29 protein-coding genes and 1 pseudogene are annotated in these 26,277 nt (G+C 46.1%); 22 read left to right on the top strand and 8 right to left on the bottom strand.

All coding sequences use genetic code 11. The annotated features are described in order from the left end of the window. Positions 1-76: 76 nt before the first annotated feature. A complete protein-coding gene (locus DYB02_RS00500) occupies positions 77-1,087 on the bottom strand; it encodes an alpha/beta fold hydrolase (RefSeq protein ID WP_005459120.1) in 1,011 nt (336 codons plus the stop codon). A gap of 65 nt (positions 1,088-1,152) precedes the next feature. Here DYB02_RS00500 and rhtB point away from each other — a divergent pair, with 65 nt between their 5' ends. The 6 genes and pseudogenes from rhtB (at position 1,153) to arsJ (ending at position 6,391) form a co-directional block, all read left to right on the top strand. Further along, positions 1,153-1,770, top strand: coding sequence for a homoserine/homoserine lactone efflux protein (rhtB, locus tag DYB02_RS00495; protein ID WP_005459098.1), 618 nt, complete (start codon positions 1,153-1,155; stop codon positions 1,768-1,770). 24 nt (positions 1,771-1,794) lie between these two features. Next, positions 1,795-3,018, top strand: a complete 1,224-nt coding sequence (locus DYB02_RS00490) for an EAL and HDOD domain-containing protein (protein ID WP_029805976.1) — start codon at positions 1,795-1,797, stop codon at positions 3,016-3,018. A 106-nt stretch (positions 3,019-3,124) separates the two neighbouring features. Further along, positions 3,125-3,460 carry a metalloregulator ArsR/SmtB family transcription factor gene (locus tag DYB02_RS00485; RefSeq protein ID WP_005478993.1) on the top strand — a complete coding sequence of 112 codons (336 nt, stop codon included), beginning with the start codon at positions 3,125-3,127 and terminating at the stop codon, positions 3,458-3,460. Positions 3,461-3,502: 42 nt separating this feature from the next. Beyond that, positions 3,503-4,504: an ArsJ-associated glyceraldehyde-3-phosphate dehydrogenase gene (locus DYB02_RS00480; protein ID WP_005459102.1), complete on the top strand. Its 1,002-nt coding sequence runs from the start codon at positions 3,503-3,505 to the stop codon at positions 4,502-4,504. Between the two features lie 12 nt (positions 4,505-4,516). After that, positions 4,517-4,924: pseudogene (locus DYB02_RS00475) on the top strand (phosphatase domain-containing putative toxin); the annotation flags it as partial. Between the two features lie 249 nt (positions 4,925-5,173). Next, positions 5,174-6,391 carry an organoarsenical effux MFS transporter ArsJ gene (gene arsJ, locus DYB02_RS00470; RefSeq protein ID WP_005485505.1) on the top strand — a complete coding sequence of 406 codons (1,218 nt, stop codon included), beginning with the start codon at positions 5,174-5,176 and terminating at the stop codon, positions 6,389-6,391. An 80-nt stretch (positions 6,392-6,471) separates the two neighbouring features. Here the strand turns inward: arsJ and DYB02_RS00465 are convergent, their stop codons facing one another. Next, complete coding sequence (locus DYB02_RS00465; protein ID WP_029805981.1) at positions 6,472-6,852, bottom strand: cystatin family protein; 381 nt, start codon at positions 6,850-6,852, stop codon at positions 6,472-6,474. Positions 6,853-7,103: 251 nt separating this feature from the next. Between DYB02_RS00465 and DYB02_RS00460 the strand changes: the two genes are divergently transcribed. After that, positions 7,104-8,117, top strand: a complete 1,014-nt coding sequence (locus DYB02_RS00460) for an acyltransferase (protein WP_005489757.1) — start codon at positions 7,104-7,106, stop codon at positions 8,115-8,117. A 1-nt stretch (position 8,118) separates the two neighbouring features. On the opposite strand, the gene DYB02_RS00455 is transcribed toward DYB02_RS00460, so the two are convergent. Further along, on the bottom strand, positions 8,119-8,448 hold the full coding sequence (locus DYB02_RS00455) for a DUF2500 domain-containing protein (protein WP_015297474.1): 330 nt from the start codon (positions 8,446-8,448) through the stop codon (positions 8,119-8,121). A gap of 241 nt (positions 8,449-8,689) precedes the next feature. On the opposite strand from DYB02_RS00455, the gene DYB02_RS00450 reads away from it, so the two are divergent. Next, positions 8,690-9,058 carry a hypothetical protein gene (locus tag DYB02_RS00450; protein ID WP_005489749.1) on the top strand — a complete coding sequence of 123 codons (369 nt, stop codon included), beginning with the start codon at positions 8,690-8,692 and terminating at the stop codon, positions 9,056-9,058. A 62-nt stretch (positions 9,059-9,120) separates the two neighbouring features. Here the strand turns inward: DYB02_RS00450 and DYB02_RS25610 are convergent, their stop codons facing one another. After that, entirely contained in the window at positions 9,121-9,300 is a 180-nt protein-coding gene (locus DYB02_RS25610; RefSeq protein WP_005458791.1) for a hypothetical protein, read from the bottom strand. 734 nt (positions 9,301-10,034) lie between these two features. Here DYB02_RS25610 and DYB02_RS00435 point away from each other — a divergent pair. From DYB02_RS00435 to DYB02_RS00425, 3 genes are all read left to right on the top strand, one after another. Then, entirely contained in the window at positions 10,035-10,655 is a 621-nt protein-coding gene (locus DYB02_RS00435) for a lysoplasmalogenase (protein WP_005481960.1), read from the top strand. Between the two features lie 69 nt (positions 10,656-10,724). Continuing rightward, positions 10,725-10,946 carry a YecH family metal-binding protein gene (locus tag DYB02_RS00430; protein ID WP_015297472.1) on the top strand — a complete coding sequence of 74 codons (222 nt, stop codon included), beginning with the start codon at positions 10,725-10,727 and terminating at the stop codon, positions 10,944-10,946. 119 nt (positions 10,947-11,065) lie between these two features. After that, the gene (locus tag DYB02_RS00425) at positions 11,066-11,650 is read left to right on the top strand and encodes a YhgN family NAAT transporter (protein ID WP_005455144.1); all 585 of its coding nucleotides are present in this window, start codon (positions 11,066-11,068) and stop codon (positions 11,648-11,650) included. 53 nt (positions 11,651-11,703) lie between these two features. On the opposite strand, the gene DYB02_RS00420 is transcribed toward DYB02_RS00425, so the two are convergent. Beyond that, positions 11,704-11,970 carry a DUF1145 domain-containing protein gene (locus DYB02_RS00420; RefSeq protein ID WP_005496405.1) on the bottom strand — a complete coding sequence of 89 codons (267 nt, stop codon included), beginning with the start codon at positions 11,968-11,970 and terminating at the stop codon, positions 11,704-11,706. A gap of 25 nt (positions 11,971-11,995) precedes the next feature. Then, positions 11,996-12,595, bottom strand: a complete 600-nt coding sequence (rsmD, locus tag DYB02_RS00415; RefSeq protein ID WP_005455148.1) for a 16S rRNA (guanine(966)-N(2))-methyltransferase RsmD — start codon at positions 12,593-12,595, stop codon at positions 11,996-11,998. A gap of 223 nt (positions 12,596-12,818) precedes the next feature. Between rsmD and ftsY the strand changes: the two genes are divergently transcribed. From ftsY to glpG, 6 genes are all read left to right on the top strand, one after another. Further along, positions 12,819-14,042 (top strand): signal recognition particle-docking protein FtsY, encoded by a 1,224-nt coding sequence (gene ftsY, locus DYB02_RS00410; protein WP_005491145.1) that lies wholly within the window; start codon positions 12,819-12,821, stop codon positions 14,040-14,042. 22 nt (positions 14,043-14,064) lie between these two features. Continuing rightward, the gene (ftsE, locus tag DYB02_RS00405) at positions 14,065-14,739 is read left to right on the top strand and encodes a cell division ATP-binding protein FtsE (RefSeq protein ID WP_005481953.1); all 675 of its coding nucleotides are present in this window, start codon (positions 14,065-14,067) and stop codon (positions 14,737-14,739) included. After that, positions 14,729-15,697: a permease-like cell division protein FtsX gene (gene ftsX / locus DYB02_RS00400; protein WP_029806417.1), complete on the top strand. Its 969-nt coding sequence runs from the start codon at positions 14,729-14,731 to the stop codon at positions 15,695-15,697. Before ftsE ends, ftsX begins: the two co-directional genes overlap by 11 nt. A gap of 175 nt (positions 15,698-15,872) precedes the next feature. Further along, positions 15,873-16,733 (top strand): RNA polymerase sigma factor RpoH, encoded by an 861-nt coding sequence (gene rpoH / locus DYB02_RS00395; RefSeq protein WP_005490420.1) that lies wholly within the window; start codon positions 15,873-15,875, stop codon positions 16,731-16,733. Positions 16,734-17,224: 491 nt separating this feature from the next. Then, positions 17,225-17,545 (top strand): thiosulfate sulfurtransferase GlpE, encoded by a 321-nt coding sequence (glpE, locus tag DYB02_RS00385; protein WP_005460380.1) that lies wholly within the window; start codon positions 17,225-17,227, stop codon positions 17,543-17,545. Beyond that, positions 17,545-18,387, top strand: a complete 843-nt coding sequence (glpG, locus tag DYB02_RS00380; protein ID WP_005460378.1) for a rhomboid family intramembrane serine protease GlpG — start codon at positions 17,545-17,547, stop codon at positions 18,385-18,387. The genes glpE and glpG overlap by 1 nt, the downstream gene beginning before the upstream one ends. Before the next feature lie 59 nt (positions 18,388-18,446). On the opposite strand, the gene DYB02_RS00375 is transcribed toward glpG, so the two are convergent. Next, entirely contained in the window at positions 18,447-18,857 is a 411-nt protein-coding gene (locus DYB02_RS00375) for a flagellar basal body-associated protein FliL (RefSeq protein ID WP_005460376.1), read from the bottom strand. 153 nt (positions 18,858-19,010) lie between these two features. On the opposite strand from DYB02_RS00375, the gene DYB02_RS00370 reads away from it, so the two are divergent. Together DYB02_RS00370 and ubiA are read left to right on the top strand one after the other, a co-directional pair. Beyond that, positions 19,011-19,550 carry a chorismate lyase gene (locus tag DYB02_RS00370; protein ID WP_005460374.1) on the top strand — a complete coding sequence of 180 codons (540 nt, stop codon included), beginning with the start codon at positions 19,011-19,013 and terminating at the stop codon, positions 19,548-19,550. Continuing rightward, positions 19,551-20,405, top strand: coding sequence for a 4-hydroxybenzoate octaprenyltransferase (ubiA, locus tag DYB02_RS00365; RefSeq protein WP_029806361.1), 855 nt, complete (start codon positions 19,551-19,553; stop codon positions 20,403-20,405). A gap of 57 nt (positions 20,406-20,462) precedes the next feature. On the opposite strand, the gene plsB is transcribed toward ubiA, so the two are convergent. Then, complete coding sequence (gene plsB, locus DYB02_RS00360; protein ID WP_005460370.1) at positions 20,463-22,889, bottom strand: glycerol-3-phosphate 1-O-acyltransferase PlsB; 2,427 nt, start codon at positions 22,887-22,889, stop codon at positions 20,463-20,465. Between the two features lie 367 nt (positions 22,890-23,256). On the opposite strand from plsB, the gene lexA reads away from it, so the two are divergent. The 3 genes from lexA (at position 23,257) to dinF (ending at position 26,263) form a co-directional block, all read left to right on the top strand. Further along, positions 23,257-23,877, top strand: coding sequence for a transcriptional repressor LexA (gene lexA / locus DYB02_RS00345; RefSeq protein WP_005480871.1), 621 nt, complete (start codon positions 23,257-23,259; stop codon positions 23,875-23,877). A 192-nt stretch (positions 23,878-24,069) separates the two neighbouring features. Continuing rightward, on the top strand, positions 24,070-24,864 hold the full coding sequence (locus DYB02_RS00340) for a class I SAM-dependent methyltransferase (protein ID WP_025501965.1): 795 nt from the start codon (positions 24,070-24,072) through the stop codon (positions 24,862-24,864). A gap of 55 nt (positions 24,865-24,919) precedes the next feature. After that, complete coding sequence (gene dinF, locus DYB02_RS00335; protein ID WP_029806405.1) at positions 24,920-26,263, top strand: MATE family efflux transporter DinF; 1,344 nt, start codon at positions 24,920-24,922, stop codon at positions 26,261-26,263. The last annotated feature ends 14 nt before the right edge of the window (positions 26,264-26,277 follow it).

The following is a 26,277-nucleotide window of genomic DNA, read 5'->3' as shown; positions in this document are numbered from 1 at the left end:
AGGATGAAAAAGAGGGTAAATCGTTTGAGAGACATTTCCTCTTTAATCATTGCGGTGAAGTGGTCGCCTACAACTCTTATTGCATTTTTTCGTCTGACGACGAAGTAGGGTCATCCATAAAGCGGAAGATCGCATCGAGCGCTTGATTGCGGTACTGGTCTGTTTCGAACAAGATTTCATGCTGTGCGCCTTCAATAGAAAGCAATGCCGCATGAGGATTGGTTTTACGCAGCTTCTCGATAAAGCGTTTTTGCGCGAGATTGCTGACGATACGATCATTACCTGCTTGAACCAGTAGCACAGGCACTTTTACTTGGCGAGTTAACAAAAAGCACTGTTTCGCTGCCATGAGTCCTTGCCATACCCAGCGCGTGCTTGGTCCGCCGACTTGCAGTTCCGGTTTTTCTGTATAGAGATTGCGAAACCACTGGTAGCGGCCTGCGCTTTGGCTGAGAGGATTGTCCTCAAAAGGCTTGGGAAAGTACGGCTTGTGGCCCGGCGCATAACGCGGCAGTGGTGACACGGCAGAAAGAATTTGCGTCACTGGGATAGCGATGGGTGATAAGTACCACGGCAAGTTAATGCCAAACATGGGTGCGCTTAAAATCAAACCAGTGAATGGGTGCTCTGGGTGGGTTTGCAGGTAGCGCGTCGCGATGGCACCGCCCATGGAGTGCGCGATGATAAAGCACTGCTGATATTGTTTAAGGTCGTGTTGTTTGATCACCACGTCCATATCATCAATATAGTCAGTAAAGTCATAGACGTGACCCATATCAGAGTCAGATAATAGGCGATCTGATAAACCTTGTCCTCGGTGGTCAAAGGAATACACATCGTAACCTTGGCGGTAGAGATCGTAAAACAGCTCTTGGTACTTCCAGGAAGATTCGATGCGGCCATTGACGATCAGCACGGCTTTTTTGTGTTCAGGGTTGGTGAGTTTGCACCAGTAGATTTTCTTTTTCTCTGTCCCTTTAACAAAGCCCTCTTGGCGAGTTTGCCAAAGTGCTGCGATCGGACCACCAATTGCTTGCTCAAATAAAGTCTCTTGAGTATAAGTCAAAGGTGAATGGTTAGTAGCCATTAGTCGATTACCTGAAGATACATTGTAGACGCGATGTATCATCGAAGAATTAGTGAGGAAATGCAATGGATACCCACGTTTGGTTGGCCTATGTGGTAACTGCAATCGTTTTTAGTTTGGCTCCGGGTTCAGGCACGGTTAACTCAATCAGCAATGGCTTGAGTTACGGCACGCGTAAATCGCTTGGCGCGATTGTTGGTCTGCAAATCGGACTCGCGATTCACATCGCCTTGGTTGGCGCTGGCATCGGTGCGCTGGTGGCGCAATCGGCAACTGCGTTTACTATCATTAAATGGGTAGGTGCGGCTTACCTTGTATGGTTGGGTATTCAGAAATGGCGTGATACTTCCGGCTTGATTGCCAATGAGAGTCACAAAGAGATGTCAGGTAGCGCATTATTGTATAAAGCCGTTTTAATTAACCTGACTAACCCTAAATCGATCGTCTTTTTGGTGGCGTTGTTCCCACAGTTTATCGACCCTGCAAAAGACCAACTGACGCAATTGTTGGCGCTAGGGGTGACGACAGTGGTAATTGATGCGTGTGTAATGTTGGGTTACACCACGTTAGCGGCGCAGATGGGACGCTTTATCCGTTCAGACAAGATCATGGGTAAAATTAACAAAGTATTCGGTTCAATGTTTATGGGTTGTGGTGCATTATTAGCGGCTGCAAAATCCTAAGCCATTTATAGGTAGTTCTATCGCATGAATACAACGTATGTCGCTCGTCAGCCGATTTTTAACCGTAAAAGACAGACGCTGGGTTATGAATTGTTATTTAGAGATGGGGAAAGCAACGCCTATCCCGCCCATATCGAATCAAACCGAGCGACATACCGATTAATCGTCGAGAACTTTCTATCACTGGGTACTAACCCAGTGATTGCGTCTTCGCGATGCTTCATCAACTTTCCTCATCAGAGCTTGGTACGCCGTTTGCCTCGCAGCTTGCCAAAAAACAAAATCGTCGTAGAAGTCTTAGAGACTTGCCAACCTACCGATGATCTTCTCGATGCAATTCGCGAGTTATATCGAGAAGGTTATTTGATCGCGCTGGATGATTTCACCTTAACGCCGGAGTGGCGTCGCTTCTTACCTTATGTGCACATCGTTAAACTCGATATCATGGCGATGGGGCTAGAAAAAGCGTGTGAACTGGTTAAAACCCACCTCGCCAAGCGCGTCAAATATCACTTTTTAGCGGAACGCGTCGAAACCGCAGAAGAGTTTGAGCAAGCCAAAGCGGCGGGTTTTAAATTCTTTCAAGGCTACTTTTTTAGCAAGCCATTGGTGTCGCAAACCAAATACGTCAGTCCGGAGCAGGTGTTAGCGTTACAACTGTTTCGGGAAGTCTGCGCGCCAGAGCCGGATTTTGACCGCATTGAAAGCATCATTACGCAAGATGTGGCCTTGTCGTACAAGTTACTGCGTTTTGTGAATACCCAGATCACCACATTAGAGGTGGAAATCAGCTCGTTCCGTCAGGCGCTGATTTACCTTGGTCAAGACAAGCTGAAGCAATTTGTCTCTTTGGTGGTGGCGTCTTACATCTCAAGCAACAAACCGCGTGAGTTGTACAACCTCTCTTTGCAACGTGCCCAGTTCTGTGAGCTGATGTCGCGTTACCAACCTTTTTCTCATCTTAATGAGCAAGGCTTTATGGTCGGCTTATTGTCGATCTTAGATGCCATGCTCGACTTATCGATCGAAGCCCTGGTGAAGCAACTGCCGTTGAGTGATTCTGTGCAGCAAGCATTACTGCATCGTAAGGGTGAGTACGGCGTGCTGATCTCGCTAGAAGAATGCTACGAGCGAGCTGATTGGCATGGCGTCGAAAAGCTCTCGGGTCAGTTGGGTTTGTCATTTGATGAAGTCAAAGCCTCGTTAAGTGAAGCGGCTCGCTGGAGCCAAAGCGTCGTCGCGGTCTAATTCTCTCTATTAGTATGAAACTTTTATGAAGGCAAGGGCGTGGCTCTTGACGCCTTGGCACAATTAAATAAACATATACGCATATCCATATATAGGTATGTTAACTATGCTTCCACATCAGTTTTTCAAGCTTTTATCTGACGAGACTCGTGTGCGCTGCTTAATGCTGGTGGCCCGCGAAGGAGAAATTTGCGTAGGTGATTTGGCGTTTGCATTGCAAGAGAGTCAGCCGAAAGTTTCTCGTCATCTTGCTCAGTTAAGATCGAGTGGCATTTTAGTCGATAAGCGTCAGGGACAATGGGTGTACTACGAGTTATCGCAGCAATTGCCAGGATGGATGCGCAAGTTGATTGAAGACTTAGTAGCATCGAATTGCTTGAAGCAAGAATACCAAGACGACATTACACGCTTGCACGATAAAAGTCGTGAGGCTTGCTGTTAACAGCGAACAAAGATTCAAGGTTGAAGATTAAAGGGTAAGACTATGACGATTAAAGTAGGGATTAACGGGTTTGGGCGCATTGGACGTTTGGCGCTGCGCGCGGCATTCGATTGGCCAGAATTGGAATTTGTGCAAATCAATGATGTTGCGGGCGATGCAGCAACATTGGGTCATTTATTGGAGTTCGACTCTGTTCAAGGGCGTTGGCACCATGAAGTGCAGGTTGAGGGAAATGAACTCGTCATCAATGGCAAGCGCATCGCGACGACGCAGCATCGCGACATCGATGCAGTGAATTGGTCTGGTTGTGATGTTGTGATTGAAGCGACAGGCGTGCACCGCAAAACATCGTACCTTGACCAATATCTCGATCAGGGCGTGAAGCGAGTGGTGGTTAGCGCACCAGTGAAAGAAGAAGGTATTGCGAACATCGTTGTTGGCGTGAACGACCACATTTTCGATCCTGACAAACATCGTATCGTGACAGCGGCTTCGTGCACGACCAACTGCATCGCACCAGTAGTAAAAGTCATTCATGAGAAATTGGGCATTGAGCAATCCTCTTTCACGACGATTCATGATTTGACCAATACGCAAACCATTTTGGATGCACCGCACAAAGATCTGCGTCGTGCTCGTGCGTGTGGCATGAGTCTTATCCCGACCACCACGGGCAGTGCGACTGCGATTGTGGAAATTTTCCCTGATTTAAAAGGCAAGATTAACGGCCACGCAGTGCGTGTCCCGTTGGCGAATGCGTCACTGACAGACATCATCTTCGATGTGAAACGCGATACCACCGCAGAAGAAGTGAATGCTTTGCTGAAAGAAGCGTCAGAAGGTGAGCTAAAAGGCATTCTTGGCTTTGAAGAGCGTCCGTTGGTGTCGATCGATTACAAAGGCGATCAACGCTCAACCATCGTTGATGCACTCTCAACAATGGTCGTTGGTTCTCGCATGGTGAAGATTTACGCGTGGTACGACAATGAAATGGGTTACGCAACGCGCACCGCAGAATTGGTTCGTAACGTTGGTTTGGCTTAATAGGAGTTCACAATGTCTCATCCTACATGGCAATTAGATTTGGCCTCTGGTGCATTAGTCCTAACACCGTGCCCGGGTACGAAAGGCGTCGATTTGCAAACGTCTTTACAGCAATTAAAAGAGCAGGGTGTTCAAGCGGTGGTTACGGCATTGGACAATGCTGAGCTAGCATCGAAAGACGTCGCGGATTTGGGTGAAGTTACCCAACAACTGGGCATGAAATGGTTCCAGATCGAGATTGAAGATGATTGCGCACCCAGTGAGGATTTCGCGGTGAAGTGGCAACAAGCTAGCCCTGAACTGCATGCGATTCTTGCTCAAGATGGCAAAGTCGCGATGCACTGTATGGGCGGCTCGGGTCGCACTGGTTTATTCGCAGCTCACTTACTGCTAGAAAAAGAATGGACGCGTGATCAGCTTAAATAGCTTTTGGAACATCATGATCCAAAAGCTATTGTCTGGTTTTTATAATGGAATATAGCTCAGCGATAAAACGGAAGGTGACAGGTTAACCCTTTGTTTTTATTGATTATTAATTTTCAATTATAAATGCCAGCGTGTTTGTAAACTCGAACTAAGGTTGTATCGCCTTATGGTTGGTGTACAGGTTAATCAGTATTTAGAACATGATGATCTAAATGCGTCTATCGCTGTACATAAGAGGTCAATATGATTTCTCAATTGAGCAAAAGTATTCGTCAGTACATGTTAGTGACGTTTAACTATTGGAACTTTACCGTAACCGACGGAGCGCTGCGTATGCTGGTGGTGCTCTATTTTCACGACTTGGGTTATTCAACGTTAGCCATTGCCTCGCTCTTTCTTTTCTATGAATTTTTTGGCGTGGTGACCAATCTGATTGGTGGTTGGTTAGGGGCCCGGTTAGGCCTGAACAAAACCATGAATATTGGCCTAGCGATGCAAGTGTTTGCGTTGTTAATGTTGGCAGTGCCCAACGCTTGGCTGACGATTCCTTGGGTGATGGCTGCGCAAGCTTTGTCTGGCATCGCTAAAGATCTCAACAAGATGAGTGCAAAGAGTGCGATTAAGACGCTAGTACCAGATGAGCAGCAAGGCGCACTTTACAAATGGGTGGCGATTTTGACGGGGTCGAAGAACGCACTCAAAGGGGCGGGTTTCTTTGTCGGTGGCTTGTTGTTGTCTTGGGTGGGTTTCCAAAACTCGATGTTTATTATGGCGAGTGTGCTCGCGGTAGTGTTCATTTGCAGCATGATCTGGCTAGAAGCCGATATGGGCAAAGCGAAAAATAAGCCTAAGTTTAGCCACATCTTTTCTAAGTCTGAATCGGTCAACATCTTGTCCGCAGCGCGCATGTTCCTGTTTGGTGCGCGGGATGTCTGGTTTGTGGTGGCTTTGCCGGTTTATCTCGGCAGCGTATTTGGCTGGGATCACTTGTGGGTTGGTGGCTTTTTAGCATCATGGGTGATCGCGTATGGCTTTGTGCAAGGTTTTGCGCCGCGCATTACGGGTAAAGCGCAAGGTCGCGTGCCTGATGGAAGTGCGGCATTAGTGTGGGCGGGGATTCTTGCCTTAATCACCGGCGGGATTGCTTACGGAGTACAAATTGGTTGGCAGCCGGAAATCGTGATTGTGGTTGGGCTGATGATTTTTGGTGCGGTCTTTGCCATTAACTCTTCGCTGCATTCGTATCTGATTGTGAGCTATGCCAAAGGCGACGGCGTCTCGTTGGATGTCGGTTTTTACTACATGGCCAACGCCATGGGACGTTTGATTGGAACGGTATTGTCGGGGTGGATTTACCAAGAAGCAGGACTAGCGGCGTGTTTGTGGGTCTCTTTCGCTTTCTTGGCGCTGACAACGTTGATTTCGATTAAGTTGCCTAAAGCTAATATCGCCACGGCTTAGTTCTGATGAATGTGATGGGCTGAACAGAACATCGTGAATAAAAATGGCTCCAATCGGGAGCCATTTTTTATGTCTGCATATTATGAGCAGAAGCGTCCAAGTTTTGCAGGTTGCGTCATCTTGATTTCGTCGTTTAACGAGCGGTAGACAATCGTATTCCAGATTTCGCCATTATCCATTTCAAATTCAATCGCGTAATTCATGCCGCTTACCACCTGAGTGCGAACACTGAGGATTTGCTTTAACTTAGCGGAAGTGTTCATTTGCGCGAGTACCACATCAAGCAATGGTTGCGCTTCATCGGTCATGTCACTTTGCGACCATCCGCCGGGCAGTTTTTCTAAGTTACAGATTGGGTTCGCTTCCGGTTGCGATTGGGCTGGTGCCTCGGTCTCTTCCTTTTGATTACATCCAGCTAAAGCCACTACACATACGAGTGACGCCAATAATGTTTTCTTCATAACAAGACCTTTCTTTGTAATGTGCTCAGTATCCTAGGGGGTTCTGTGAATTATATCTGTTTCATATTCAAGAAAGTGTTGGTCACATATCGCTTCGTTTCAATTGATTCTGTTCAGCAGTATTTATCGGTTAAATACAATTAACAGGTCATTGTTGGGTTAAAAATAAGCAAAAACAGATTGTTAACTATTTAATTGAGTGAAAATTGCCCTATGCTATAAACGATAAGCGATCCAAGGTAGGAAAGGATATGAGAGAAAGGGTTCTGTTTTTTGATTTATTGCGCTGCGTCGCCGCAGTGGCTGTGATCGCTATTCATGTCTTGGCGCCTTATCGAAACGAGTTGGGCGTGATCCCAATGGACCAATGGCTCACCGCCGTTGGAGTGAACAGCGTGACCCGATGGGCGGTGCCGGTATTTATTTTGATTACGGGCGCTCTGATGCTCAGTGATACACGTCCTTTTGATGGCAAGTATTACGTGAAGCGGCGTTTGGGGAAGGTGTTGGTGCCTTTTCTAATTTGGTCGACGTTCTACGCGTATCTATCGGGTTGGACGGCACAAGGATTCGATTTTGAAACCGTCAAAGAAGTGCTGAGTAATAGTCCGTTTCATGCCACCTATTACCATTTAGGCTTCTTCTATTACTTTATTCCACTGTATTTCGTGATTCCTCTATTCCAATGGATGGCACGTAATGTTGATGACAATGTCCTCTATACCTATCTGGCTTTTTGGATGTTCACTAGCACGTTATTCCTATTCAAGATTGATGGGCCATGGAGTAACCAAATGTGGCTCTATATGGGCTATCTGCCTTTGGGCTATGTGCTGTTTCAAAAAGTGCCACTAAATCGTTCTATGGTGACGTTGTTCACTGGGTTTGGATTGGTGGCGTTAGCCGTGACATTCACCATGGTGGTGACCAACAGTTTGGAAGCGGAGAAATACACCGTGGGGCGTTGGTTGTCATACAAAACATTGAACGTGATTTTGGCGGCATCGATGATTTTTATGCTGTGTCGGTATTTTGGGGAAGGGTTGCCGAAGAACGTGCAGAAAGTGGTGAGTTTTATCAGCCAGCACAGCTTGGGCATTTACTTACTTCACCCAATCTTCTTATGGCCGATGAAAGAGTTCGGTTGGTATACCGGTCATCCGGGATGGGTGATCCCTGTGTGGATTGTGTTAAGTGGGGCGGGAGCCTTGGCGATGAGTTATTTGTTCTCGAAATCAGCCAAGACTCGTTGGTTGCTGCCGTAAGTTAGCGTTTGATTGCGAAATGTAGGAATTTGTCGCCACAGTAGGTCAGGGTGCCTTTATCACCTGGATTAAGCGCGTGGTAATAGTGCACACCAATTTGGAATTCTCGTTTCGGGCCGATTGGGCCACGTTGCACATAAATCCAATATTCTTGGTCGTCCTGTCCCGGCTGCGCATCCGGCACATCGATCGCTTGTTTGTCTAAAATCGTGACTTGAACACTTTGTTCTGGCGCATCTTCACCAACGTAATGTTTGCTGTAGAAACGAAAGAACACCCATGCGCCAAGAGCGATGAGGGCAAAAATGGCCAAGATAAGTGAGATTGGCATGATAACCTCCAATGTTTCATTGGGCCCTATTCTACAGAACTCCCTGATTAAACTATGAGTTGAGATAAACTATTCGTGATCTAATAAAAGGGGTGTAGATTTTATTCGGCGGACTTCACAGTTTATATGCGTGCAAGGGCACAATTTGAAAGGAAAATTGCACTTAACCGCTCGAAAAAGCTCTAAATTTATAGAAGAATGAAATGACTAACGAAGGGAAGGTCAGTAAAGGAGGGTTACGATGTCAGATATCGAAAAAGTAGTCATGCGTACCCGAACGATCGAAAAGCTTTTGCGTACTCAATATCACGCAGAAGGGAAAGGGTTGCACCAACTTATCAGCAGTTGTGAAGAGCGCTTACCTCATGATGTGATCGCGAAATTGCGTTTTATCGCCACTGTGCGTAATAAAGTCGTGCATGAGGACAACTATAAGCTGGATGATCGAAAAGGTTTCATGGCAGCGTGTGATGACTGTGAAAAAGAGTTAACGCCAAGAAGTTCCCGTTTTATTTGGCGAACCGCTATTTTGCTAATGGCGCTAATCACACTCGCTGCACTCGGTTTTTACTACATGCATTGGGACATCTTGTCAGAGCACATACAGTAAACCTAAAAATTGAGAAATAAAAAAGGACGCGAAAGCGTCCTTTTTTATTTTTAATCAGTGACTTAGTACATCATTGGCAGTGTCATTAAACCCACAACCACTGCAATCATAACCAGCCCTTGTTTTTGAGAAGATGAAATCATAACACTACCTCTTAAATCTTTGATGAACTCGATGGAGTAAATATAGCACTGTTTTTGGCTGTTGATCAACGTATCTGTAGAAAACTTTTCAAAACTCATGCTTAACTTGGCTGTTTTTACTTTAAATTGACCTATAAAACAGTGTTTTTTGGGCTGTATTTAAAGTGTTCGCTTTGGGTCTTAATTATGCTTTTTTGTTTTAAGTTATTGATTTTAATGTGTTGTAAATGGTTAATAAGTGGCTGTTATATTATTTTTTGTCTCAGTTTGGTGGTTGGTTTGGTATTTTGTCTGTATTTCTCAAAAGTTGAGAAAAGTGAGCGTTGTGCTATGGCGGTGGTTAATGAAGGCACTAGGATGGTGCAAGAATTTCTTATCTGATGAGAAATTCTGGCAAGGAAGTATGATTGGTGGGTTGTGGAGCGGCTAATAGTATTTTTCCCCTCATTAACGTTAATGTGTTTTTATTTATCATTGAGTTACGTTGTTTTAATGATATTTTTAATACAAACAAATCCACTTGGAGAGTGATGTTTAGATGGGCTTATCATGGCATTCTTTCCCATATCAGGATGAATAGGGGTAACCAGACTTTTTGTGGTTGATGTTTGTCCGTGTTGATGGCCATACACACAAGTTGGCTTTTTTACACACACTATGAAATCGTGTGAACACTAACTACGAATTCCAATCCACATTATTTTTGCTAGCGCTAGAGAGGGTTACAAAATGTTTCGAATCGCTAGCGAGATCCAACTTTCGTAGATTGTGTCTTTACATCAAAACTGGTCTACCTAGACTAGCGGCGAGTTTAAGTAAAAGGTATGTACGGCATGTGGAGTTGGCTGGCGATAGGGTTATCAGGTATGTATTCCGTGTTGGGTGCAAAGCAAGCGAACCCGACACAATCCTTAGTGTTTAAAATCTTTACGCTATTACTTCTTCTTATTTTGGTGCTAACCCAAGGGCCGTCGGCCGATCACAGCTACTGGATTGCTGGTGGTTTGGTGGTTTCTATGTTCGCCGATACGCTGCATTCGTTTAAAACACGCAAGCTGATCTATTTTGCTGCCTATCTCGCAGCGCAAGTGTGCTATAGCAAATCTTTTTGGGTTCAGCTTAATGGCGATATCGTGTGGTGGTTGTTGGCTTTGTTGCTTGCCGCCAGTATCGTGGCGTTTTTCCTTCTTTTACCGCAGTTAGATTCGCTCGTTTTTCCCGTTGTGACTATGGGCATAATGCTAGTGCAGCTCGCTTGGGCTGCCGGTGAGGTTTGGCTGCAAACGCCTAGCTACGCGAATGCCATTGGCTTTAGTGGTACCGTCATCATGACGTATTCCGCGCTCGCTTACGCCATACACGGATTCCGTAAACCAATGAAGCGCGCGTATGTTTGGGTAAGTGGTAGCTACTTTCTTGCTCATGCACTCATTGTTGCTTCTATCATTTACTAACGTAAGTCAAAGCAGTGCTCGACGATTTCAGTACACTGGTCGGGTTCTATTTGCTAACTGGAGTTAACGATGAGTGACATTCATGCTCACAACTTACTAAACCTACTACGTGAAACCCCAATGAGCCGCGACGAGCTCGCACAACATTTTGGCGCAGACGTACGCTTTCATACCTGTAAGTTGAATGATCTAGACTTAGATGCATTGCTAACCTTTTTATTACAGCGCGATAAGGTTCGCGAACTCGAAGGCAAGTTCGTCGTCAACATGGCGCGTATTTGCAACCATTAAGCGGCGTCTGAGGTTGTTTCGGTAATCGGGGGCGAATTATCTGATTTCGCCCTTAGGCGTATACTCGCGCAATCTCCTTACTATACACTGGTCGCCATTTTTTTCGTCGAGGCCAGAACATGGATATTCTTTCTGCAGCGACCATGCTGTTTCTTATCATGGACCCTCTTGGCAATTTGCCCATTGTGTTGTCCATTCTTAAACACATCGATCCCAAACGTCGTCGTAAGGTGCTCATCCGCGAGCTGATTTTTGCCTTATTGATTTTGATGTTGTTCTTGTTCGCCGGACAAAGCATCTTGAGCTTTTTGCACGTACAGCCGGAAACTTTGAGTATCTCTGGTGGCATCATCTTATTTATCATCGCAATTAAGATGATTTTCCCAAGTGCAGGGAGCATCACCGGGTTAGCGGCGGGTGAAGAGCCGTTTATTGTGCCAATGGCGATTCCAATGATTGCTGGCCCATCAGTGATTGCCGCGTTACTTCTGCTTTCTTCCCAGCATCCCGACAAACTGGTCGAACTCTCAGCGTCGGTGGTGATTGCGTGGGGCGCGACCTTCTTTATTTTGATGTTCTATGGCTTTTTCAATCGTCTGTTGGGCGAACGCGGTCTGAAAGCGGTGGAACGCTTGATGGGCTTGTTATTGGTGATGATTTCCACCCAGATGTTCCTAGATGGTGTGAAAAGCTATTTGGGATAAATCAAAGACAACAAAAAGCCGCTCCAGTGAGCGGCTTTTCTTTATAACGATGTTTACATCATGTGTTTACGACGAATGTCGAGCAGGGCAAAAATACCAAAAATCAAGATGGAATACTTTTCCCAACTGCTCATCTGAATCTTATCGCCAAATGCACCAATGAAGATTGCCATTTGCAAACCGTGCATGATGAACAAGAAGGCTGTCATGATGTACAACGCAATCGCAGCATTACCTGGAAATGGCATCACAATATTCAGAATCAAAACCAGCCAAACAAAGGCAATCGCCGCTTTAGCTAGGATAAGTAGTGCTTTCATTTAAGTGTCCTTTTAAATCGAGGCGTTAGGCTGAGGTACGTTCATACAGACGGTAACTGACTTGGCCTGCGGTTTTTTCTCTGTGCAGGTGCCAATTTTCTGGAAGCCCAGCAATGCTCAGCTCTTTTTCCGTTTCAATATAAATCATAGCGTCTTCTGCAAGCCAACCGTTTTGCTCTAGCAAGGTCACGGTTTCATCCAATAGTCCCTTACGGAAAGGTGGATCGATGAAAACCACGTGATGTGGTGTACCTGGTTGTTTCAGAAAGCTCAAGGCATCGGTGTTCACCACTTGGATATTAGTGGCTTTCAACGACGCGACGTTTTTTTGTAACTGCTGAAAAGCTTGCGGGTTGAGCTCAATCATGGTCACGAGTTCTGCTTGGCGTGAAGCCGATTCAAAACCTAAACCACCAGAGCCAGCAAATAAATCGAGGCATTTTGCTTGCGGCACATCTTGTGCTAACCAGTTAAACAGGGTTTCTTTCACGCGGTCAGTGGTTGGACGCAAACCTTCAGCGTCATGGACAGGGAGTTTTCTGCCTCTCCATAAACCACTAATAATGCGAACAAAGCCCGTTGTTGGCTTTTTTTGTGATGTGTTTTGCTGGCGACGTCTTACCATAGATTTTTTGACCGCTAATAAAGTGATACTATACCCAATCGCCCAAGCTTTGAGCTTGGATACAGCCCAGAAAATTCAAGATGACAGAGTGTAACACTAATAAGATTAGAATCACCTAATTGGAAAGTTTTCACAACTTTGTCATTAGCCTTTTTTAGACAGATAATAATCTTGTCAAAAAAGAGTCATTAATAGATAAAAAGACAATCTAGGATAGCCCCAGATGACGGAAAAAAAGAAGCGCGGATTACTTTCGTGGCTAGGTTTTGGTGACGAAGAACAAAGCCCAAAACCAAAAACTGAAGAAACAGTAACAGAAGAAGCAGTGGAAGCGCCTTCTGAAGAGCAGCAAACCGAAGAGGTTGCTGAGCAAGCGCAACAAACTCAAGAGCTTGAACAAGAGCCAGAAAAAGCTGAGGCTGCCCCAGCAGAAGCAGAAGCAGAAGCAGAAGCAGAAGCAGAAGCAGAAGCAGAAGAGCCACAAGTACCGGTTGCGCCTCGTATTCAAGAGCAAGAAAAGCCGACAGAAAGCTTCTTCGCTCGCCTTAAGCGCAGCCTTAGCCGTACAAAAGCAAACATCGGTGCTGGTTTCTTTGGCCTGTTCAGCGGTAAAAAAATCGATGACGACCTATTTGAAGAGCTAGAAGAGCAACTGCTCATTGCCGATGTGGGCATGGACACCACCACAAAAATCATCAACAACCTGACAGAAAAAGCCTCTCGTGGTGATCTGAAAGATGGCGAAGCCCTTTATGGTCTGCTGAAAGAAGAAATGGCGGAGATTCTATCTAAAGTAGAACAGCCTCTAGAGATCGACAGCAGCAAAACACCTTACGTCATCTTGATGGTTGGTGTGAATGGTGTGGGAAAAACCACCACCATCGGTAAACTTGCGAAGCAGTTCCAAAGCCAAGGCAAGAAAGTAATGTTAGCGGCAGGCGATACTTTCCGAGCGGCAGCGGTTGAGCAGCTGCAAGTGTGGGGCGAGCGTAACAATGTTCCTGTGATCGCGCAGCATACTGGCGCAGACAGCGCATCGGTTATCTACGATGCGATTGAAGCGGCAAAAGCGCGTGGCGTCGATGTGGTTATCGCCGATACGGCGGGTCGTCTACAAAACAAAGCCAACCTAATGGAAGAGCTACGCAAGATTGTACGTGTGATGAAGAAAATTGATGATTCTGCACCACATGAAATCATGCTGACGCTGGATGCAGGTACTGGCCAAAATGCGATTAGCCAAGCGAAACTTTTCAGTGATGTAGCTCCTCTAACCGGGATTACATTGACTAAGCTGGATGGTACAGCGAAAGGCGGCGTTATTTTCGCTATCGCTGATCAGTTTAGTATTCCAATTCGCTACATTGGTGTTGGCGAAGGCATTGAAGACTTGCGTCCTTTTGAAACTCAAGAGTTTATCGACGCTTTGTTTAGCCGTGAAGAGTAATTGAAGTTAGAGGAAATCAACGGTGATCAAATTTCAACAAGTGAGTAAAGCTTACCGAGGTGGTCGACAAGCACTACAAAAAGTCGATTTTCACCTGAGGCGCGGAGAAATGGCGTTTTTAGGCGGGCACTCCGGCGCCGGTAAAAGTACCTTGTTGAAATTGATATGTGCGATAGAGCGTCCGACCGATGGCAAAATCCATTTCAATGGTCACGACATCACGCGCATTCCAAGCAAAGACATTCCATTTTTGCGCCGCAATATTGGGATTGTCTTTCAAGACCACCGTCTATTAATGGACCGCAGTGTGTACGATAACGTCGCACTGCCGATGCGTATTGAATCGATTTCCGAAACTGAAATTAAGCGTCGCGTTTCTGCGGCGTTAGACAAAACGGGCTTACTCGATAAAGCCCGTTGTTTGCCGAGCCAGCTCTCTGGTGGTGAACAACAACGCGTTGGTATTGCCCGTGCAGTGGTAAACCGACCAACGTTATTAGTGGCAGATGAGCCAACGGGTAACCTTGACCCAGAATTATCCAACCGTGTGTTGCGTTTATTCGAAGAATTTAACCGTGCGGGCGTGACCATCCTACTTGCCACGCACGATGTTGGGTTAGTAAACACTCGCCCACAATATCGTCATTTTGAATTGAACCAAGGCTTCCTAAGTGAGGTAGAAGACTATGGCAGGTAACAAGCACTCCCAAAAGAAAGGGAAAGGCCGCAGTGCCAAGCGTACAAATACCGATGGTTTTTTCTCTGTCCATGCAAAACAAGCAAAATCCTCTTTTAGCGCCTTATGGCAACGACCACTAGGCAACATTCTGACTCTAGCGGTGATCTCCATGGCACTTGCCATGCCAGCTTGTTTGTATCTATTGGGCAAAAACGTGGCAGGCGCTGCTGAAGATGTGGCATCTCCCTCGCAAGTTAGTGCTTACTTAGTGGAAGGCATGCCGGATGCGCGTGTGATGGTTCTCAAAGATCAAATTGAAACTTGGCCTCTTGTAAAAGAAGTGGAATATATTTCTCCACAGCAAGGTTTGGCCGATTTAAGCCAGTACGCGGGTTTTGACCAAGCACTGAGCTTGCTAAGCGGTTATGCATTACCAGGCGTGTTGGTGATTACGCCAGAATCTGATATCAAAACAGACATTCAAGCCCTAGCAAAAGAAGTAGGTCAACAACAAGACGTGACCGATGTTAGGCTAGATGAAGACTGGCTTGCGCGCTTAAATGCCATCAAAACACTAGCAGGCATTATTGTCGTGACTCTGACAATCCTAATGTTGGGTGCGGTATTTTTAATCGTTGGTAACACATTACGTTTTAATGTACTGGCGAATAAAGAAGAGATTCAAACCATGAAGCTTATCGGTGCGACCGACGGCTTCATTTTGCGTCCGTACCTATACACAGGTATGTGGTTTGGTGTATTAGGTGCCGTCATTGCGTGGTTTGTCACGGCGTTAGTGACCATTGTGATGAACAGCGCCGTAGAAGATCTTGCCGCGTTGTACGACAGCCAATTCCGTTTAATTGGCCTAAGTTGGGATGAATCTTTGCTGCTGATTATCACCGGTAGCCTTTTAGGTTGTATTGCCGCGCGCGTTTCAGCGCAGCGCCACTTAAAAGAAATTGAACCAGTTTAAGTGATGAAGGTCTTATACTTGGAATTTATTAGCACAAGCTAATTTTTACCTCTTGTTTAGACCAATTGTTTATGGATAATTGCTCGCCCTTCTTGAAACTTGTTCATTTTGAGTTCAAGATATCGAAGCTAAATTGCAATGTAATGCTCCAGATCAGAGATTGATGAGGAATTGAATGACAAAAGAAGCGTATCCGATGGCTCTAGTCACGCAAGATAGCCTTGATAGCTATATTCGCTCTGTAAACAGCTACCCAATGCTGACAGCAGATGAAGAGCGTGAACTGGCAGAACGATTACACTACAAAGGTGAGATTGAGGCTGCGAAAGGCCTGATCCTGTCACACCTAAGATTCGTTGTTCACGTTGCTCGAGGTTACTCAGGCTACGGTTTGCCAATGGCAGATCTAGTGCAAGAGGGCAATATCGGTCTAATGAAAGCCGTTAAACGTTTTAACCCAGAAGTGGGCGTACGTTTGGTGTCTTTTGCTGTTCACTGGATCAAAGCAGAGATCCATGAGTACGTACTACGTAACTGGCGTATCGTTAAAATCGCTACAACCAAAGCGCAGCGTAAATTGTTCTTCAATCTACGCAAATCGAAAAAACGCTTAGGTTGGTTTAACAATGGCGAAGTCGAAACCGTAGCTCGTGAGTTGGGCGTAGAACCTTCCGAAGTTCGCGAGATGGAATCACGTCTTGCGGCGGTCGATTCAACGTTTGATATGCCAACTGACGATGATGACAGTGCGACTAGCTCATACACTGCCCCGATGCTGTACCTAGAAGACAAATCGTCGGACGTGGCTGACAACATCGAAGCTGCAAACTGGGAAATGCACACCAATAATCGTCTTGGTCACGCACTAGCAAGCCTAGATGAGCGTAGCCAACGCATTGTGCGCTCTCGTTGGTTAGACGATGAGAAAGCAACATTGCAAGACTTGGCTGATGAGTTTGGCGTTTCTGCAGAGCGTATTCGTCAGTTAGAAAAGAATGCGATGAAGAAGCTGAAACTGGCCGTTGGTGAGTTCTAACTTCAGCCTCTAATATAAAGTAAGATTTTCATAGAAAGCCGAGATCATGTGATCTCGGCTTTTTTATTTTCGATCGAAAATAGATAGCGTTTGCGATCTAAATTTTCTGTGCTACCTGTGCATAACTCTGTGAAGTAATTATTTATCAACTGTTCGAAACCCAGACAAAATAAGGGTGATAGCGGTTTTGTCGCTTGGGGATAGTTATAAATATACACACAGCTAGATCAGGATCATCACTACATCTTGTGGATCAAAAGATCCAAATATACTTTATCAACGCAATTCACAGCTTTATCCACAAATGGTTGGAATGTGTACAATTTTAAAAGCCCTGATTATCCTTGTGTCTAAGTTTGCCACTGGATAGGTTACAATGGCGGCAGTATACCCAAATGACTTTTTCCGACTTAATACACCGAGCAGCATAGTGTTTAGTTCGGGTACCAAGGTTATTTGGGTATATTCATAACGACAAAATGAGAAAGTAAATGGACCAGTTTCAGCATATCGATGTACAAGGTGCACAGGCTTTGCTTGAGCAGGGCGAGGCAAAGCTTGTAGATATTCGTGATCCTCAATCGTTTGCCGTGGCACATGCTGAGTCGGCTTATCATCTAACCAACGATACGATTGTGGCGTTTATGGAAGATGTAGAGTTTGAACAGCCGATCCTCGTGATGTGTTATCACGGAATTAGCAGCCAAGGCGCAGCGCAATATTTAGTTAACCAAGGCTTCGAACAGGTGTACAGTGTAGACGGTGGCTTTGAAGCCTGGCAGCGAGCACAACTACCGATAGTGAGAAGTTAATGAAGAGATTGGTAACGTTAAATAATCCACGCATGGCGCAAGCCTTTATCGATTATATGGCCTCTCGTCAGATAGATATTGAGATGATGCCCGAAGGTGAAGGACAATTTGCACTTTGGCTTACGGACAGCCAGCATGAAGTTGAGGCAGAAGCCGAACTGAAGCAATTTTTGGCGAATCCATCCGCTAGCAAATACAGCGCCGCTTCCTGGGACGTTGCCGATACTCGTAAGAGCCAATTTCATTACGCTAGCCCAAGCATCATAGGAATGATCAAAGCCAAAGCCGGTCCAGTGACCTTATTGATCATGACCGTATGCGCCGTGATTTATGGTTTGCAGATGTTAGGCTTTGGAAATGGGGTATTTGCTCTGTTGCACTTTCCCGCGTTTGAAGGCCAGCAATGGCAATTGTGGCGTTGGGTGAGTCATGCATTGCTGCATTTCTCGGTAACACACATCATCTTTAACTTGTTGTGGTGGTGGCAACTTGGTGGCGATATTGAACGTCGCCTTGGTTCTGGCAAGTTACTGCAAATCTTTGTGGTATCTGCGGCACTCTCTGGTGCTGGCCAGTTCTATGTTGAAGGTGCGAACTTCGGCGGGTTATCTGGTGTTGTGTACGCGCTACTCGGCTATTTGTGGGTTTTGGGTTACCGTTTACCTCATTTAGGTTTAACGCTGCCGAAATCCATCATCGGTTTTATGTTGGTGTGGTTGGTACTTGGTTTTGTGCAACCGTTTATGGCCATTGCCAATACGGCTCACTTAGCTGGCTTGTTAGCCGGGATGGCGATTGCGCTGTTCGACTCGGGCAAGCAGAAATACCAACAACAAGCGTGATAGCAAAAACAAAAAAAGACCGCTCGAAAGCGGTCTTTTTGTATCTAAAGCAGCGTTACTTACTGATAGAGGTATTTGGTAAACAGCAAATCAGCAATGACGGTTTTCCCGGTCTCTGGCAGTAAGGTTTCGTTTAGCTCTTTTACCAACGTTTTGCGTAGGTCTTCTCGGCCAGAAAGCGACTTGATCGTATCTTCGGTTTGTTTGCCTAGGAGTTCGATGACCGCATCGCGAATCAAGGGTTGATGGTGCTCAACAATCGCTAGGTCTTGTTGGCTCATCACCATGATGTCGATACGCACTTGTACATAGCCTAATTTTTTACCTTTGGTGTAAAAGTTAGTGGTTAAATCTGGCTCTAGGGTGAAGTACGCTAATTTTGGTCCAGTCTCTTCCGTTTCAGCCCAACTTGGTGCGGAGATCAGGATTGTTAACGCAAAAATAATTTGGGCTACATAACGTTTGTACATATTTCTAACTTTTCTTTCTCTGGATCGCGATATTCGAATCGCTTCAGTCTTGATACAATAGACCGTCTATAACAAATAACGGAACTTACGGTTTCAATAAGACGGTAAGTTGTTGCTTTATTGTACGCATAAAGCCTCCAATTGAATACTAGTATGAATCAGCCAACATCACTCTATCTTGCTTCTTTATTGGAAGTAGAGTGGCAAAAGCCCGAAGAATTTGAATTTCCAAACGAATTTGCCAAGCATTGGCTGGAAGAACAAGGGTCTTTGTCACGTCGTTTAAAGCAGCACTGTCAGGAATTGACGGTAGAACTGCTGCAAAATCATATCGTCACAGCGAAGACACTGAAATCGGATGAAAGTCAGTTACTGTCTGAGCAAGATTGCCTCCTAAGAGAGGTCGTCCTGTGTGGAGACGACTGCCCTTGGGTTGTTGGTCGTACTTTGATCCCACGTACTACGTTGGTCGATCAGCAATACGACTTAGCGCAGCAAGGTGATATCCCACTAGGGCTCACCGTCTTTAGCGCCGATAATGTCGAGCGCGACTCGCTCCAAATGGGTTGGGTTCACTTGCCTCAAGGTCGTTTTCTCGCACGACGCTCAAGGTTGTGGATGAATCACAAACCTATGTTAGTCGCTGAGTTATTCTTATCGAATTCACCTATTTACGCCAAGGAGAGAGTGTAAATGTCCGCAGAAAAAGCCAAAGCATATTGGCAGTTGATGCGAATGGATCGCCCAATTGGTTCACTATTGTTGTTGTGGCCAACGGTTTGGGCTCTGGTCATTGCAGCCCAAGGCATACCGAGTTGGGATGTGCTCATTGTGTTTGTGTTGGGTGTATTTTTAATGCGTAGCGCAGGCTGCGTCATTAACGATTTTGCAGACCGTAAAGTCGATGGTCATGTGAAGCGTACTAAACAGCGCCCATTGCCTTCGGGTAAGGTCACGGCGAAAGAGGCGATTGGCTTATTTTTGGTTTTGGCCGTGAGCTCATTCTTACTTGTTTTGACTATGAACCCCTTAACGATTCAGCTCTCTTTTGCGGGCATTGTCTTAGCCTTTATCTACCCTTTTATGAAGCGTTACACGCATATCCCGCAGCTGTTTTTGGGATTAGCGTTTAGCTGGGCGATTCCTATGGCATGGGCGGCACAAACCGGTGAGCTACCAGTGATGGTTTGGTTTGTGTTTGTGATTAATGCATTGTGGACGATTGCCTACGACACTCAGTATGCAATGGTGGATCGCGATGACGATTTAAAAATCGGTATCAAATCGACAGCGATTCTGTTCGGTCGCCACGACAAGTTAATTATTGGAGTGTTACAGTTAGTGACGTTGGCGATGTTGGTGGGGCTAGGGCAGTTTTATCAATTAGGCCAAAGTTACTACTGGACGGTTCTGATTGCCGCATCATTGTTTGTTTATCAGCAGCATTTGATCCGCCACCGCGAGCGTGATTTGTGTTTCAGAGCTTTCCTTAACAACAACTACGTTGGCATGGTGATAGCGATAGGTTTATTAGTCGCGTTCTGGTAATCAATCCGAAGATCAAAAAAGGCATCCAATTGGATGCCTTTTGTTTTTTTGTGTTTGTTATGCCTGAAGTTGGTGGATACTTTCTTCGATGGTCAACTTCACTTCTGGGTACAGCAGCGTAAACAGTAGCTTGGCAAATTTCTGCGTTTTCTTCTTATCGCAGTTACCGTCGCTATCGAGGTACTCTTGCTGTTTGAGCGTATTGAACATGGCGGTAAACACACCTTTGTCGAAGAACTCCGGCGCGTTGATACCGTGCAGGCGACCTAAACGTTGCGCGATGTCTTGGCTCTTCTGTTCCAGATCCGATTTACCCAATTCAGGGTACGCAACCAATAGGTTCATGGCGATGGAGTAACGCTGCAGCGTCTCAGTAATCGTGCGACCAAGTAGAACCAGCGGTTGGTTGTTTGATTGGTTGATTTCCAATTTGTTGCCATCAAGACAGATCATTTTTTGTTCGGCAAACTCATTCAACGTTTTCACCACAAGGTCGTTTAAATCTTCCTCTTGGTAGCTTAGGAACAGCTCTTTCTTCAAGAATGGGTAGATTTGCGCGACGTTCTCTTGGATTTTCTCCACGGTGAGATTGCGCTGACGAATAATCATTTGGGCAATCAACGATGGCAGCGCAAACAAGTGAATGATGTTGTTGCGATAGTAAGTCATCAGAATCGATTGACTACGATCCAGAGAAATGATGTCGCCCATACTGTCTGTTTCAATCACAAACTTATCTAACGAGATAGCATGATCAACCAACTCTTCAGCACTTTCTGTTGGGATGGTTGAAGTGCTTGAGTATGGGTTGTTCTTGAGTAGCTTCAAGTAGCACTCAATCTGATTGATCAGAGAATCACGAGACAGTGCACGTTGGCGAGAAGCCAACAATGCTGTTGCACAAAGCGTTAAGGCGTTTGCCGCTGCCGCATCGTTAATGTGCGTCATCATCTTGTTTGCTAGCTCATTGACCACAGGGTTCATCCACTGTGGTTTGCTACCGCCCATGCTATCGATGTCTTTTGTCCACTCTGGTGCGTGCTCGTTAAGGTATTGGTTGAGCTGAATTGGCTCACCGAAGTTCACGTAGCCCAAACCAAAGTTACGCAGTTTACGTAGAGTACGCAGAACAAGACCTGCGTTTTCTTTCTCTTTACGTTTACCGCGCAGTTCTTTGGCGTAAGTGCCTACTTCCATTACGTGCTCGTAACCGATGTAAACCGGTACCAGCGTTACGGGGCGGTTTAGACCACGCAGCATCGCTTGAATCGTCATGGCCAACATACCCGTTTTCGCTTGCAGTAAACGACCGGTACGTGAGCGACCACCTTCGCTGAAGTACTCTACCGAGTAGCCTTTTGCAAACAGCTCGGCTAGATACTCGCGGAAAATCGTGGAGTACAGTTTGTTGCCTTTAAAGCTACGACGAATAAAGAACGCACCACCACGACGGAAAATCGGACCCGCAGGGAAGAAGTTCAGGTTGATACCCGCAGCAATGTGCGGTGGCACCATACCTTCATGGTACAGAACGTAAGACAGCAATAGGTAGTCCATGTGACTACGGTGACACGGCACGTACACGATCTCATGGCCATCTTGCGCCAAGCGACGCACTGTCGAAGCGTTGTTGATGTGTAGGCCTTGATACAGTTTGGTCCACAGCCAGCTCAGGATGCGATCGCCGTTTTTCACCAGACCGTATGAGAAGTCGGCTGCGATTTCATCCATGATGTCATGGGCTTCTTTGCGCGCTTTCTCAATCGAAATGTCTTTGCTTTTTGCCTCGTCTTCAATCGCTTGTTCAATTGCAGGTGACTTTAACAGGCGAGCAAATAGCACTTGGCGTTGCGGTAGGTTTGGACCTGATGCCGCCAATTTTTGACGAGAAAAGTGGATACGTGCCACGCGCGCTAATTTATGCGCAATAGCACTGTCTGTACCGTGAGAATCCGCCATATAACGCAGTGAAACCACCGGGCTAAAGCGCACCAAACAGTCACGACCTGCTGCCATTACCGCTTTCGCTTTTTGTGGCCCATTCATTGGTTGCAGGTACGGTCGATGGCTCTCTTCTTTACCTGGTTTGCGTCCCCAAAGTACGGTCGCTGGGATCATCTGCACATCAAGCTCGCTATCAAGCTTGTGCAGTTCCAGCAGCTCAGTAAATAGAGAAACAGAATCTGTCGGGATGTCGTTGTCATTACCCATCACGGTTGGACGTGAGGCAATAAAGACGAAACGATTAAGCGTTTTGCCATTGATTTCCAGCGGACTGAGCGGGTCTGGTAGCCCAAGGCTCATGGCTTGTTTTTGCAGTGTCAGCAAATCCACGTTCGAACGGAACGGCAAGGCATACACAATCGGCTTAGTTAGGTCGATGTTGAGATCGTCAATCGGATTCGATGGGATTGTGGTGCCCTTTACCATTACCGATAAAGGTAGTTTTAGTAATGAACGTGAAAATGATTGTCCAGAAGACATAAAGTTCACAGCCTCAATAGGTATTCAAACAGGCCCAACCTTAGTTCTGTGTCCGCGTGGTTCAACTTCTTGGCAAAGAAATGAGTACGGCAATAGAAATAAGCCTAGGCAATAAATTTTAAGCGCAGCAAGGATACCAGAAACTGGTCAAACCTTTTAATTTTATTGAGTGGAAATTAGTCGAACTCCTAAGTTGTTGCTTTACTTTGATTAACTTCAGGTACGGTGTTTTAAACGCGTTTTGCGCCACAGTTTGTGGGCAAGTTCAGAAAGCGCAGCAAATAAATTAAAAAACAACCAATTGGGTTTCCATTTGACCATTTACTGGATATACTCACAGTTAACTGTATAAAAAGACAGGTGAGACATGAAGCCGTTAACGCCACGCCAACAACAAGTCTTCGATTTGATTAAAAGCAAAATCGATGACACCGGAATGCCACCAACTCGTGCAGAGATTGCGCGTGAGCTTGGCTTCCGCTCTGCGAATGCCGCAGAGGAACACCTAAAAGCGCTTGCTCGTAAGCAAGCCATTGAAATTATTCCGGGCGCATCGCGTGGGATCAGAATCCTGCTTGAAGATGCGGCCAATGACGAACAGGGCTTGCCTCTGATTGGTCAAGTCGCTGCGGGTGAGCCGATTCTGGCTCAAGAGCACGTAGAAGCGCACTACCAAGTTGACCCTGCGATGTTCAAGCCGCAAGCGGATTTCTTACTTCGTGTAAACGGCGAAAGTATGAAAGACATCGGTATCATGGACGGTGATTTGCTTGCTGTGCACAAAACACAAGATGTTCGCGATGGTCAGGTTGTCGTTGCTCGTGTTGATGACGATGTGACCGTCAAGCGCTTGGAGCGTAAAGGTTCAACCGTTTTATTGCATGCAGAGAATGAAGAGTTTGCACCGATTCAAGTGGACTTAACGTCTCAGCATCTGACTATTGAAGGCTTAGCCGTTGGTATTATTCGCAATACCGATTGGATGTAAGTTTATCGCAACAGCCCAGTTTCGCTGGGCTGTTGCCTATTTGTCTTAGCACTTTTTTCTCATCCGCTTTGATTTCCTGCTCGCAGTTTATTTCTCATATTCTTGTCGGCTCTCTCTGTGCTTGATAATGTAATTGATATTCATTATCATCTTTCCAGTGTCCACTCTTTCTCACTGGCGCAGGAAATGCCCATGTCTAAGTCAAAACATCAAGTTCCTAATCATCTATTGAAACCTTTGCTATTACGCAGCCGTGAAAGCATGGTCGACAATGGTTTGGTGTATGACCCCATTGCGGCGAAAGCTTGTCTAAGCTGCAAGATGGCACCTGATTGTTTAAGTGGTGATGTCGCGCAAAAGCAGCTGCTACATGTGACGTTGACTCAACTGTGCGACCAACAGGTAACGCAGTTTTTGCAGCAAAATCCGGACGCTTGGATCATCAATGTTGGAGCTGGACTCGATACCCGTTTTTACCGTTTGGATAACGGCCGCTGTCACTGGATTGAATTGGATGTTACGGAGAATCTAGTTTGGCGTCAGCGTCTATTTCATAAAAACGAACGCTACGAACATCGCAGTGGGAGTGTGGAAGACATGTCGTGGCTCGAATCTCTGACCATTCCAGATAAATCACCCGTATTGATTCTGTGCGAAATGGCATTGTTGGATTGCTCTGAGCGACATGTTGCGCGGTTTATTCAAAACTTAGGTCGCCATTTTGTCTCAGCTGAGGTTTGTATGGTACTCGCTGGAGACTTAACAGAAAGCAAGTGGGGGCAAAAGCTTGGTTCGGATTACTATGCCCATGGATTTGAGGCACCGGCGGAACAAGTTCTGAGATGGCTGCCGTGGGCACAATGGGTGAAAGCGTTCTCGCCATTCGACCGATTCTGTTCACGATGGAAAGCTTGGCAACGCTGGCTCAATAAAATTCCAATGCTAAAGCACCGTCTCACGCCAGTGCTTGTTCACATCAAGTGGTAATTGGCTAGTCATTAAGCACTCAGGTACACTCGTCGATCTAAACAACGAGGTGCCTGTGACAAACTCTATTTTCTCTCCTTTATCGAATCCCCAAGTACATCGTCAAGTCTTAGCTTTAGCTATACCTATGGTGTTGTCGAATATTACCGTTCCACTATTAGGCTTAGTCGATGCGGCGGTGATTGGCCACCTAGAGCACGCGTGGTATTTGGGCGGCGTTGCGCTGGGCAGCACTATGATCAGCGTAACGTTCTGGCTGCTTGGCTTCTTACGCATGTCGACGACTGGCCTAGCGGCGCAGTCCTATGGCGGTGAAGACCGAAAGCAACTTGCCTTGGTGTTTATGCAAGGCTCATTCATGGCTTTGCTGTTTGCTTTGGTGTTCCTCATAGCCCATAACCCACTTGCTGATCTGATTTTTGGCTGGAGTGATGCCAGTGCCGAAGTGAAGCACTACGGCATGCAATATTTCTCTATCCGTGTGTGGAGTGCCCCCGCAGCTCTAATGAACTTTGTGTTGTTGGGCTGGCTGCTCGGCACGCAAAACTCCAAAGCGCCTATGTGGATGGTGATCATCACCAATGTCACCAACATCGCTCTCGATTTGTTATTTGTGATGGGCTTAGGTTGGAAAGTTGAAGGTGCTGCGCTTGCATCCGTGATTGCTGATTACTCAGGCATGGCGTTTGGTTTGGTCTGCGTGTGGAAGACATGGCAAGTACGTCAGTTGCCGTCACCCAAGCAATTACTTGCTGACACTCAGCATGGGCTAGGGCGATTTGTGAAACTCAATCGCGATATCTTTCTTCGTTCATTATGTTTGCAAGCTGCGTTTAGCTTTATGACGTTTCAGGGCGCGAGCTTTGGTGATGATGTTGTCGCGGCAAACGCTGTGTTGATGAGCTTCTTGATGATGATTTCCTACGGCATGGATGGTTTTGCCTACGCGATGGAAGCGATGGTGGGGAAAGCGATTGGCGCGAAAGACCGAGCTCAGCTTAGTGATTCTCTGATCGGGACATTCTTTTGGAGTCTGATCATCTGCTTAGGGCTTACTGCGGTATTTGGCTTGGCGGGAGCGAATTTGATCGCCATGATCACTTCTATTGCGATTGTGCAGCAGCAAGCAGCGATCTATCTACCTTGGCTGGTGGTGATGCCGTTGGCATCCATGTGGTGTTTCTTATTCGATGGCATTTTTGTTGGTGCCACCAAAGGTAAAGATATGCGGAACAGTATGTTCGTGGCGACTTGCTGTTTCTTCGTAATCTTCTTTTTGTTCTCTGGCTGGCAAAACCATGCACTGTGGTTTGCGATGACCAGCTTTATGGCAATGCGAGGGTTTGGTCTTGGGGCGATATTCTTCTATCAATGGCGTAAAGGAACGTTCCTCGCGTAAATAAAAACAGCAGG

Source organism: Vibrio parahaemolyticus (assembly GCF_900460535.1).
Lineage (GTDB): Bacteria > Pseudomonadota > Gammaproteobacteria > Enterobacterales > Vibrionaceae > Vibrio > Vibrio parahaemolyticus.
This window is presented reverse-complemented; position numbering and strand designations above follow the sequence as displayed.

Coding starts and splice junctions, on each gene's coding strand:
- DYB02_RS00340 (WP_025501965.1), top strand. CDS start 24,070: ATGTCTAAGTCAAAACATCAAGTTCCTAATCATCTATTGAAACCTTTG.
- plsB (WP_005460370.1), bottom strand. CDS start 22,889: ATGTCTTCTGGACAATCATTTTCACGTTCATTACTAAAACTACCTTTA.
- DYB02_RS00455 (WP_015297474.1), bottom strand. CDS start 8,448: ATGCCAATCTCACTTATCTTGGCCATTTTTGCCCTCATCGCTCTTGGC.
- DYB02_RS00490 (WP_029805976.1), top strand. CDS start 1,795: ATGAATACAACGTATGTCGCTCGTCAGCCGATTTTTAACCGTAAAAGA.
- lexA (WP_005480871.1), top strand. CDS start 23,257: ATGAAGCCGTTAACGCCACGCCAACAACAAGTCTTCGATTTGATTAAA.
- DYB02_RS00460 (WP_005489757.1), top strand. CDS start 7,104: ATGAGAGAAAGGGTTCTGTTTTTTGATTTATTGCGCTGCGTCGCCGCA.
- DYB02_RS00435 (WP_005481960.1), top strand. CDS start 10,035: ATGTGGAGTTGGCTGGCGATAGGGTTATCAGGTATGTATTCCGTGTTG.
- arsJ (WP_005485505.1), top strand. CDS start 5,174: ATGATTTCTCAATTGAGCAAAAGTATTCGTCAGTACATGTTAGTGACG.
- DYB02_RS00500 (WP_005459120.1), bottom strand. CDS start 1,087: ATGGCTACTAACCATTCACCTTTGACTTATACTCAAGAGACTTTATTT.
- DYB02_RS00375 (WP_005460376.1), bottom strand. CDS start 18,857: ATGTACAAACGTTATGTAGCCCAAATTATTTTTGCGTTAACAATCCTG.
- DYB02_RS00430 (WP_015297472.1), top strand. CDS start 10,725: ATGAGTGACATTCATGCTCACAACTTACTAAACCTACTACGTGAAACC.
- ftsY (WP_005491145.1), top strand. CDS start 12,819: ATGACGGAAAAAAAGAAGCGCGGATTACTTTCGTGGCTAGGTTTTGGT.
- DYB02_RS00450 (WP_005489749.1), top strand. CDS start 8,690: ATGTCAGATATCGAAAAAGTAGTCATGCGTACCCGAACGATCGAAAAG.
- rsmD (WP_005455148.1), bottom strand. CDS start 12,595: ATGGTAAGACGTCGCCAGCAAAACACATCACAAAAAAAGCCAACAACG.
- ubiA (WP_029806361.1), top strand. CDS start 19,551: ATGTCCGCAGAAAAAGCCAAAGCATATTGGCAGTTGATGCGAATGGAT.
- rpoH (WP_005490420.1), top strand. CDS start 15,873: ATGACAAAAGAAGCGTATCCGATGGCTCTAGTCACGCAAGATAGCCTT.
- rhtB (WP_005459098.1), top strand. CDS start 1,153: ATGGATACCCACGTTTGGTTGGCCTATGTGGTAACTGCAATCGTTTTT.
- DYB02_RS00370 (WP_005460374.1), top strand. CDS start 19,011: ATGAATCAGCCAACATCACTCTATCTTGCTTCTTTATTGGAAGTAGAG.
- glpG (WP_005460378.1), top strand. CDS start 17,545: ATGAAGAGATTGGTAACGTTAAATAATCCACGCATGGCGCAAGCCTTT.
- DYB02_RS00465 (WP_029805981.1), bottom strand. CDS start 6,852: ATGAAGAAAACATTATTGGCGTCACTCGTATGTGTAGTGGCTTTAGCT.
- DYB02_RS00480 (WP_005459102.1), top strand. CDS start 3,503: ATGACGATTAAAGTAGGGATTAACGGGTTTGGGCGCATTGGACGTTTG.
- DYB02_RS25610 (WP_005458791.1), bottom strand. CDS start 9,300: ATGAGTTTTGAAAAGTTTTCTACAGATACGTTGATCAACAGCCAAAAA.
- DYB02_RS00420 (WP_005496405.1), bottom strand. CDS start 11,970: ATGAAAGCACTACTTATCCTAGCTAAAGCGGCGATTGCCTTTGTTTGG.
- DYB02_RS00425 (WP_005455144.1), top strand. CDS start 11,066: ATGGATATTCTTTCTGCAGCGACCATGCTGTTTCTTATCATGGACCCT.
- glpE (WP_005460380.1), top strand. CDS start 17,225: ATGGACCAGTTTCAGCATATCGATGTACAAGGTGCACAGGCTTTGCTT.
- DYB02_RS00485 (WP_005478993.1), top strand. CDS start 3,125: ATGCTTCCACATCAGTTTTTCAAGCTTTTATCTGACGAGACTCGTGTG.
- ftsX (WP_029806417.1), top strand. CDS start 14,729: ATGGCAGGTAACAAGCACTCCCAAAAGAAAGGGAAAGGCCGCAGTGCC.